Source organism: Mycobacterium sp. 852002-53434_SCH5985345, from assembly GCF_001667155.1.
Classification (GTDB): Bacteria; Actinomycetota; Actinomycetes; order Mycobacteriales; family Mycobacteriaceae; genus Mycobacterium.
This window is the reverse complement of sequence record NZ_LZIE01000040.1, coordinates 1-2,573: the sequence shown is the minus strand read 5'-3', so window position 1 is coordinate 2,573 and position 2,573 is coordinate 1. Positions and strand designations below refer to the sequence as shown.

The 2,573-nt window shown below is 64.4% G+C and carries 1 protein-coding gene; it reads right to left on the bottom strand.

What is annotated here, in order from left to right; genetic code table 11:
• Positions 1-674: 674 nt before the first annotated feature.
• The coding region (locus A5756_RS08810) for a helix-turn-helix transcriptional regulator (protein WP_066950688.1) at positions 675-2,573 on the bottom strand (1,899 nt) is incomplete at its 5' end.

Sequence of the window (2,573 nt, the reverse complement as noted above, 5' to 3'; positions counted from 1 at the left end):
CCGCACGACGAAACTCCGCATCCCGCGCCACTATCGACCACGTACAACGACCCTCCCGCCCCACCGGATGCCTACCTCCGTTGAGTTGCGTCAGGCCTCGACAACCGAACTTGTCTTGTCCGGTCACTCGCTGCCGCAACCCGATGCCGGCGTCCTGCGCCGATGGACAGCCGTATTTCCGCTGCCGCTGCGATGGGACCTTGACCGGTCTCCCGGACTAGGTCTGGCTGGCAAACCATCTCGTCATCACCGGTAGCTCTCCGATCCGGGTCGCCCTGTGCATAACCGCACCTCAATCGGGGCGGATCCCAACTCGGCCACCAGATCCGATGGGACAACCCGTGTGTCGAGCGGATGGTCCTCGGCGGGGCCCTGGCACCACGGACAGATCGTCATCGGCGCCCCCGAGCGGGTGCGGGTAGCGAACCACCACGGCAGCAGTTGCTTCTCCATGTCTGTGAGCTGCCGACGCGCTCTCACGCCCTCCCGAATCGCCGTCATGTGCCGAGCGTATGGCGCTGCTAAGGGGCGGCGGCCGATTTGACATACCGTCGGGTGGCGGGCAGGTCCAGATCGAGTAGGAGTCGCGCCTGCGTTGCGTGGAAGGGCTTACGGATCTGCGCGAGAAGGCCACTCAGTGAGTATTGGGTTCGCGAGTGGCGCTCAGCGGAGACTCAGGTTGCAGGACGAAATCCTAACAACGTCCCGCCGAACGGATCCCCGCTCAATAGGTTGATCAGCTGGTCGCGATGAGTGATGCCGAGTTTAGCGAAGAGGCGGTACAGGTGACCCTCTACCGTCCGCACGGAGACCACCAACTGGTCGGCAATCTGGCGATTGGACAAACCGGTGACGACCAGCATCGCAATCTGGCGCTCACGAGTGCTGAACAGTAACGGACGCGCCGCGGCCCTGACCGCCGGAGAATGAAGTCCGCAGCGTCCTGCCATAGCGCCGGTCTGGAGCAGCGACTCAAACTTCTTGCCACGCTCCCCCCGTCGCGCATATTCGCCGGCCGCCTGCGCCGAAGCATCGGCGGCTAGAGCTAATGCGCCCAGGTCGGCGAACCGACGTGCCGCGGCATCGACAGAACCGGCGTCGTGGTCGGCAAGGCCACGGGCATGGCTGGCCACCACGCCCGCCAACGGCGTGTTCAAGATTTTCGCGAGTTCTTCCAACCGCGTGGCGTGCGACGAATCGCCAAAGCGGACGGCCGTATGCCGCGCCCGCAACTCGACCGCGTGCATCCCCGCGCTTTGCGCAATCTGCGCCGCCTGCACCACATGTGCTTGAGCGACCATCATTTCACCGACCGATGCGCGTTCCCAGCCACGGGCAAGCTCGAGCTCGGGCAAGAAGACCGCGACATGGGGTCCATACGCTTTCTCCGCACTGTCCAACGCCGCGGCGGCCGCCCCGCTGTCTCCTAAGCCCGCGTCTGCGACCGTCTGCCAGGCGGCCACCAGCATCAACCAAGGCGCTGGAAACCTCCGTGAGAAAACGGATTTCGATTCTTCAAAGGCAGTGCGCGCAGCGGGCAACGCACCGCGGGCCAGGTGCACCAATCCCAGCATCGCGTGCACCATCGCGTCCGCCTCGGGCACACCCGCAGCCATGGCGGCGTAATGCTTCCAAATGCGTTCGGCCGCCTGACAGTCACCGGCGGCCGTCTCGGCCGTGACTTCGGCCAACCCGATGTTGAACCGTTGCAGTCCCAGGCCGCAGGACGCAGCGGCGCGCAACGCGGCATCTGCCATCACATGAACTTGGCTGAATCGCCCAACAGCCGCAAAGGCACCGCATGTCGGGACGGCCGCCCACACGGCCGCCATCGGCAACATTTCGGACTCACTAAAATCCGGGCCGATCTCTATCGTCGTCGCAACGTCGCCAGAATAGAAACCCATTGACATCTCTAGCGTGTTGACGAGTTGCACTGCGATCGCCGACGTGATGCGCTTTTTCACCTCACTGAGTACACGACAGGCGACTTCGGCGTCGCCGCAACCAAAGAACAGGTTCGCGCTGCGCAGACAGCCCCACCGCGCAAACAGCCATTCATCGGCGTCATCAGGCTCGGCGTCGACAAGCACGGCGTCGGCCTCGGCGTCGACGAGCACAATCTCGGCCTCGTCGGCGCGGCCCTGCCAACTCAGGGCCTCGCCGAGCAGCAAAGCGGCCGGCAAGCCACCGCCACGGTCGACCGCGAATCTCGAAAGTTCTTCGGCCAGCGCGATGTCCGACATTGCCAGTGCGTCCGCCGCGGCCTCGATGACCACATTGAGGTCTGGGTCCAGATCGCTTCGCACCGTGAACTGCGCGAGCCGAATCTGGCCATGCATACTCGGCGATTGCGTGTTCCGCCCCTGCACCTCAAGACATTTGGCAAAAGCCTTAGCCAGGCGGCCGTTGAGGTGCCGTGACCGCACCACGCCGGCGTGCCGAAGCGCCACCTCACCGATGACCGGGTCGTTCAGATGAGCCAACGTGTGCGAACCATCGGCGAGCATTTGGATCAAGCCACCCTGCTCCAACCGCGCCACCGCGCCCGCATCACATACATTGCGCAGGAT